Annotated in this window: 6 protein-coding genes and 1 pseudogene; all 7 read right to left on the bottom strand. The window is 60.5% G+C overall.

Going from position 1 to position 6,758, the window contains the following annotated elements; translation table 11 throughout:
- Positions 1-179, bottom strand: a pseudogene (locus AC1DZP_RS35430) (antitoxin); the annotation flags it as partial.
- A 128-nt stretch (positions 180-307) separates the two neighbouring features.
- Positions 308-1,513 (bottom strand): plasmid replication protein RepC, encoded by a 1,206-nt coding sequence (gene repC, locus AC1DZP_RS35425; RefSeq protein ID WP_477308909.1) that lies wholly within the window; start codon positions 1,511-1,513, stop codon positions 308-310.
- 153 nt (positions 1,514-1,666) lie between these two features.
- Positions 1,667-2,632: a plasmid partitioning protein RepB gene (repB, locus tag AC1DZP_RS35420; protein ID WP_477308907.1), complete on the bottom strand. Its 966-nt coding sequence runs from the start codon at positions 2,630-2,632 to the stop codon at positions 1,667-1,669.
- 76 nt (positions 2,633-2,708) lie between these two features.
- The gene (gene repA, locus AC1DZP_RS35415; protein WP_477308905.1) at positions 2,709-3,911 is read right to left on the bottom strand and encodes a plasmid partitioning protein RepA; all 1,203 of its coding nucleotides are present in this window, start codon (positions 3,909-3,911) and stop codon (positions 2,709-2,711) included.
- A gap of 390 nt (positions 3,912-4,301) precedes the next feature.
- Positions 4,302-5,039 carry an ATP-binding protein gene (locus AC1DZP_RS35410; RefSeq protein ID WP_477308903.1) on the bottom strand — a complete coding sequence of 246 codons (738 nt, stop codon included), beginning with the start codon at positions 5,037-5,039 and terminating at the stop codon, positions 4,302-4,304.
- Entirely contained in the window at positions 5,036-5,323 is a 288-nt protein-coding gene (locus AC1DZP_RS35405; protein WP_477308911.1) for an AAA family ATPase, read from the bottom strand. The genes AC1DZP_RS35410 and AC1DZP_RS35405 overlap by 4 nt, the downstream gene beginning before the upstream one ends.
- A gap of 223 nt (positions 5,324-5,546) precedes the next feature.
- Positions 5,547-6,674 (bottom strand): site-specific integrase, encoded by a 1,128-nt coding sequence (locus AC1DZP_RS35400; protein WP_477308901.1) that lies wholly within the window; start codon positions 6,672-6,674, stop codon positions 5,547-5,549.
- Positions 6,675-6,758: the final 84 nt, after the last annotated feature.

Below are 6,758 nucleotides of genomic sequence, written 5' to 3'. Positions count from 1 at the left end.
TTGGGGATCAGGCGATATTTGAACTGCGTATCGTTCGGCGCTAAGAGAAGTGCGATGCGATCGAGCGTGGCAAAGGGAAGGCCGTCCTCGATCCGCGAGATCAGTCCAAAAGGCGACCGTTCCGCAGCCTCCTTCGAGTGCAACCCGAGCACGTCCGCAACATCGGCGAATGCCAGCATCATCGTTCTCCATACCATGTGAGACAATATATAGCCTCACATGGTTCCGGCATCAAGGTAAAGTGCATACCGCTCAGATCGACCAATCGTCCGCCCCGCTCGCAGAGCAAGATTGGGTCGTGGCCTATTCATCCAGTCATCCTCGTCGTGGCGCCATTGGCCTTCAACGCCGCCATCAGCATCGGTCCGACCGAAAAAGCCCCTGCCCTCGCCTTTTCGGTCAGCACCCGCAGGTAGCCGCCGGCCGAATTGATGTGCTGGGCCCGCTGGAGGATGCAGGCAATGACGATTGCCGCCACCTCCTGGCCCATCACATGGCAAGCCTCCTCATAGGCTGAGGGCGAAACGCCGAGATAGCCGCGGACCTGTGCAGCGGTGATCATCAGCTCGCGCCAGTTGCCGATCCCGCTGGCGGCATAGTCGGCAATTTCGGGGCATGCCCTCAGCACAAGCCCAATTGGATACCCTCTCGGCTGCGCGGCCTGGGTAGATCTTGGCTCGGCCTCGGCCCTGCTTTTCTCGAAAGCCGGTTCAAATACAAGAGTGGAGTCTGTGTTTGAATCAGAATGCTGCCGCTCATTTTGGGACTCATTGCCGCCGGGATTCCTGACATTCGTGAAGCTTTCCAGCAGCTTGTCCACCGCATTGTGCACATCGACCAGTTCGCTTACGATTTTCTCCAGCTCCGCCAGCCCTGCCCGTCGCGGAATTGCGTCCACAATCGCCCGGAAGCGCCTCCAAATGGTTCCCCAATCCCCGGGCACATTCTCCTCGACGGCGGCCTCGACCAGCTTATGGATGTCGCGGCGGTGCAGCGTGATGCGTTCCCGCATCAGTTTTAGCGCCCGATTGTCCGCCCGGACCCGGTCGGCTGCCTGCTGAAACTCCGCGGCCCTGGTCAGCAGCGGAGCCAGAGAGAACCCGAAGGCCTCCACGACCGCCCCGCCCTGCCCTTTGCGGGCAAATCGTTTGCCGTTGGCACTGTCTCGGCGGATGATGAGACCGCAGCTCACCAACTCCGCCAGGTTGCGGCGCAGCGTGGAATCGGCCATGCCATGCGCCCGCAGCGACAGCTGCGCGTTCGACGGAAAGACCATCAAGCCGTTTTCCTCGCTGATCTGATCGTCCGGATAGAACGTCAACAGCCCGCTTAGCACGGCCAGGGCGCGATCGCCGACGCCCACGATCGACTTGCCCTCGCAGAGCCATCGGTAAACCTGCCATTTTTCAACGACTTCCCCTTCCGGTATTTGCCGTGACGCTGCGTTGGCTTTCACCAAGGCAAGCGTCATCGGCCGCCGCCCAAAGGGCGTCGTCGCAAACCCACTCTTCATTTCCCTCACCTTTCAGAAGGCAAAAGAAACCTGCTCGCCGAAACGGCGCCACGACTCTTGACAGTGATTCGGGGAAGTGCGATTCTCAGCTTGCTACAGACCGAGAAGGGCTTCCGCGACGGCGACGTTCGGGGGCCTTTTTCTTTTGCGGTTTCAGTCTCCCGTTTTCTTCGACATTTCCGATCGCCGGAAGGCTTCGAAAAGCTCGTCCAGCCGCTCGGCTATGAACGCACCGAATGGCGAGGCTTCCCTGGCCTTCAAGGCAAGCGTGAACACTTTTCCAGTGTCGGTGATCTTGGCTCGCACGGACCTGTCCTGCGGAGACCAGGCCATTTCCTTTGTCTTGGCTGCCGCCGGCGAGCGTCTTTCGGGAGCACTCAGAAAGGCGAAGAGACCCGCAAATCGTGCATCGCTGTCTGGCTGAGAGAACTCCGCGCTTTTCACATAGTCGGCCGCCCTGCCCGCGCTGCCCGGATGCTCCATGAGCTTGGCCAGCTGCCACCATCTGTCCCGGCCGACGGCCTTGGCGGCGCCAACCGCCACAATGACCTGTTCGGGAACATTGCTGGTCACCGAGCGCATCTTCGAGAAGGTCGTGTCGTCGAGCGCCAAGGCCGACTTCACCGTGTCGGCCGTGTGACCGCGTTTGAGAATGCGGTCGGCAAACAGCGTCTTTTCAATGAAGGACAGATTGGCCCTGGCGGCATTCTCCTGGCCTTGCGCGATGACATGGTCCTCATCGCCCATCTTCTTGACGACAGCGCGCACTGGCCTGCCCAGCTGACGCGCAACCTTGACGCGGCGATGACCGAAGACCGTCTGGAAGCGGCCTGAGTCCTCCGGATGCGGCCTGACCAGGATCGGAGAATCCTGGCCCCTCTCCCGAATTGCCTGGAACAATTCCTGATACGCCTCATCGTCCTCGTCCAGCCGGTCGGCGACGAACGAGGCGTCCACCATCGCCGGATCGAGATCGACGACCGAACTCTTGGAGAGCTCCTCGAACGATTGCATGATCGAGCGCGACGCACCCCGAACGGCATACCCCGATACATCCTGGGCATCAGCCACTGACGGGGCCTGGCCTAAAACACTGCCGAAGATGTCCCTGCGCGCCATTATTCGTCTCCGATCGCGGTCAACGATCTGATTTCACAGACATAATTGCCGGTTTTTACTGCCGTAAAGTCAGCCGTCATGACCGTCCCCAAGCACGATGGATGAGGGTGACGATTTCGGCGTTCACCGCGTCGAGGGATTCCAGCGCGCGATCGTATGTCGAACGGGTAAAAGCCGACTTCTCCACCTCGTAGAGTGTCTGTTTGGTCAGACCCGCATCGGAAATCGCCGTCGACTTCAACATCGGGTTTTCGAGAATCTGGCCGGCAAGCATGGACTGCATGAACCCGACCATCTGCGCCTGCGGGATGTCGGTCGGTTCGTAGCGCGTGATCAGGTAGCGAAACCAATCAAGCTCGATCGCGGCGCCGGCGGCCTTGATGGTCTTCAATATTCCGCCAAGCATGAGAAGAAACTGGCTCATCGACATCAGGTCGAGCATCTGCGGATGGACGGTGATCAGAACCGACGTTGCCGCCGACATCGCCGTTAACGTCAGATAGYCAAGCTGGGGCGGGCAATCGACCACGACAACATCATAACGGTCGTCGACCTCCGACAGCGCCTTGGCCATGCGCGTGAAGAACTGGCGGCCGGCATTCGACGTCTTGTCCTGCATGGCCAGCGGCGTGTCGTACTCGTATTCCTGCAGTTCGAGATTGGCGGGGATGATGTCGAGGCCGGGGAAATTCGTCGGAATGATCACGTCCGCAATCGCTCTGCGCTCGTCGTCATACCGGATCGCTTCATAGAGCGAGAGATTGCGATCGAGCTCGGGCTGGAAGCCGTGCAGCGCCGACAGCGACGCCTGCGGATCCAGATCGATTGCGAGGACGCGGTGGCCGGTCAGCGCCAGATGCTGGGCGAGGTGGGCTGCGGTGGTCGTCTTGCCGCTGCCACCCTTGAAGTTGACGACCGCAACCACCTGGAGCTTGTCCCCAGACTTGCGGTGAGGGACATACTTCTTGACCTCCGTTCTGCCATGCTGGTCCAGGAAATGGCGAAGCTCCAGCATCTGTGTGGCCGTATAGGTGCGCCGGCCGGACGCACTTTGGTCAGGCAAGGGTCCCTTGCCTTCAAGGTGAAGGCGCTTCAGATTGTTTTGCGAGACACCGAGGTAGTGAGCGACTTCCGCCATAGAGAACGTGCGCAACGTCTTGGTCGCATTCGGCGGGAACTTCTCCATCCGAAGCTGGTTCAACCGCCGGGAAATCTCGGCGCCCTGTTCGAGGATTTTGTCATCGAACTCAAAACGTGGCAGCCGCATGGATATATTCATTCTCGTCAAACCTGAATTGGCGCTTTTTGTGGACAATGCCCTCAACAAACGCCATTAAGCTCCGATTCGCGACTACCGGCAAGAAATTTTGAGTTAACAAAAGGTTAACGCCTTGCGCGGCCTCAGTCGCCAAGGCCTGTTTACGGAACACTTACGACGCCGACGGCACTACCCTAAATGCATGTTTTCGCTGTGATAAATGCCGATATTTACGGCAGTAAATTTCGCCGGCGGCGAGCGCTCGCGGGAGAGGGGGGGAATCAACCGAACCGTCTTCAACGGCAGAGACGCCAGGGAAAAGGCCTCAGCGGGGTCAGCGACAGGGTGAAATACCAGTAAAGCGCTGGGTGCTGGATGGGAGTCGTAGGGGACAGTCGGGCGAAGAGCCTATCAGCCAAGTTGGACCAGCGTTTTCGCAAGGACATGAAGTGGTACTGCCTCGACTTCATGTTTCAACGGAAAGCGCTCTGCTCCTGGATAGACAACGAGGCGACGGATAGGATCCACGTCCTCGCACGCCAGATGAAAGCCCTTCTCCACTTTTGGCGTCAGGCTACGCTTAATTTCGATCGCCCAGGGACGACTGCCTGGAGGGCTCAAGAGGAGGTCAATCTCGGCGCCGGCGGATGTGCGATAGAAGTTGGCTTCTGTGCCGGACGGTGCGACCGCAATTAACGTCTCAATGACAAAACCTTCCCAACTGGCGCCGGCCACGGGATGCGCGAGAACGTCCTCAAGGGTTGTCAGTCCAAGCAGCGTATGTGCAATGCCGCTGTCGCGCACGTAAACCCGCGGCGACTTGACCAGACGTTTTCCGACATTTGAATGCCATGGCTCGAGCCTTCGCACCAGCAGCAGATCGACTAGCAGGTCGAGGTATGAGGCAATTGTCTTGCCATCGACTCCGAGGGCCCGGGCAAAGTCGCCTGCGTTGAGGAGGCCGGATTGATGATGTGCCAGCATGGTCCAGAAGCGGCGCAGCGTTTCGGCCGGAATGCGAGGCCCGAGCAGCGGGATGTCGCGCTCGAGGTAGGTGCGGATGAAGTCCTGCCGCCACCGCTGACTGGCTCGGTCGCTCGCCGCCAGAAGGCTGTCGGGAAAGCCGCCCCGCACCCACAAGGGGTTCAACTGTTCGGATAGGCGATGCGGCCGGCGAGCGTCTCGCCAGTCTGCCAGAGGAAATCGATGGAAGCGGACCCCAGCAGCAGAAAGCGCCCGGTCTTCTTGCCGCCGCCGCGGCCGCGGTCGATCAAGCCACGAAGATTCTGGAAGAGGTTTGGAAGCCGATGGACCTCATCGAGAATCACCAACTCGTGCTCGTGCTCGGCGAGGTAGAGCTCCGGCTCCGCGAGTTTGGCTCTGTCCGCATCGGACTCGAGATCCAGATAGATCGACGGCCGTGTCTCGGCTATTTCGAGCGCAAGCGTAGTCTTACCGACCTGGCGCGGTCCAATTAGCGCTACCGCTGGGATGGTGTCTATGCTCGGCGAGTTGCGATTCGATCCGGCGCTTGATCATCATAGCAATTATGGAGTGCAATTCCCGATTTGCAAGGACGGGCTGGCAAAATTGGTCAGCGTCGAGTTATTGGAACGCGACGCCCGAACCGGATTGTCAGGGGAGGAGGCTTCGTCCCTACAATCCAGACGCCGTGGTGAGGTTGACCCGAAAACGGTCTCGCCGGCGTTGGTAACGGCGTGTCATCTCCGCCGAGACGTGGCCAAGCTGCTTCTGCACATAACGCTCATCAACCTCGGCAGAGGAAGCCAGGCCAGCGCGCAGTGAATGTCCGGAAAACTTCTGTCCCCGCTCGCCCTCGGAGAGATCGCCGCGCACGCCGGCGGCCAAGGCCGTGCGCTTGACCAACCGGGCCACCTCCTGATCGTTGAGCCGATCGACGCCGACCGTTTTACCCTGACCAGTAACACGGCGGAACAAGGGGCCATGCGCGATGCGGGCAAACCTCAGCCAGGTCTCGAGCGCGACAACCGGGCAGGTGGCGTCGGACGAACCGCGGCCGATCTCGACCTCGCGCCAGCCGGTCTTGCCGCGCAGTGTCACAAGAGCACCTTTGTTGAGCACCTCGACCCAGCCGCAGCCATCCTCGGTTTGATCGCGGGCAAGATCGAGGCCGACGATTTCGGAGCGGCGCAAGCCGCCTGCGAAGCCCAAAAGCAGCATGGCGCGGTCACGCAGGCCACGCAGCGTGCCGCGGTCGAGCGTCTCCAGCATGGCAACAAGATCGTCGCGCAGTACGGCCTCCTTCTGACGGGGCGGGGCGGCGTGCGTGTTGCGGATGCCGGCGAGCACGGTGGCGATATGACGGTCCTTCCGGTCAAGCGATTGGCCGCGCTGCGTGTAGTTCCAGGTCAGGGATGACAGGCGGCGCTCGATCGTCGCCACCGCCTTTTTGTCCCTTCCAGTGCCCGAAGCCTGCGCGGTGATATAGAGGCCAACGGTCTGCGGGTCCGGCCGCGATGGATCAAAAGACTGGCGCCGGCACCAGGCGCAAAAATGCTTCCAGTCGGCTGCGTAGGCGCGACGGGTGTTCGCCGAACTTGCTGCCTCGACATAATCGCGCGCACGGTCGGCGAGCTTTTCGAGATGCGTAGGCAACGATGTCTGTCGCGGGTCAAGGACCGGCGGGGGAGGGGAGGGGCCTTCATCCGGCCGCCCCATCTCCATGACGACGTCGACAATGTCCGGCAGGTCATCGGTGTCGATTGCGTCGGTGGACACCATCAAATTACGGGCTTTGCCCATCCAGCCTCGTCCATTCTACTGTCGCAGCAATGCGATTCTTACGAGCGAAGGTGCGGCCAAAGTCCGGAATTGTCCACCGCTAGC

The organism is Mesorhizobium sp. P2_F8, assembly GCF_056403655.1.
The sequence above is the reverse complement of the archived record's forward strand: the minus strand, read 5'-3'. Positions and strand labels throughout refer to the sequence as shown.

Bases quoted from the DNA above. Each gene is read 5' to 3' on its own strand.
- repC (WP_477308909.1), bottom strand. From the start codon at position 1,513: ATGAAGAGTGGGTTTGCGACGACGCCCTTTGGGCGGCGGCCGATGACG.
- repB (WP_477308907.1), bottom strand. From the start codon at position 2,632: ATGGCGCGCAGGGACATCTTCGGCAGTGTTTTAGGCCAGGCCCCGTCA.
- AC1DZP_RS35400 (WP_477308901.1), bottom strand. From the start codon at position 6,674: ATGGGCAAAGCCCGTAATTTGATGGTGTCCACCGACGCAATCGACACC.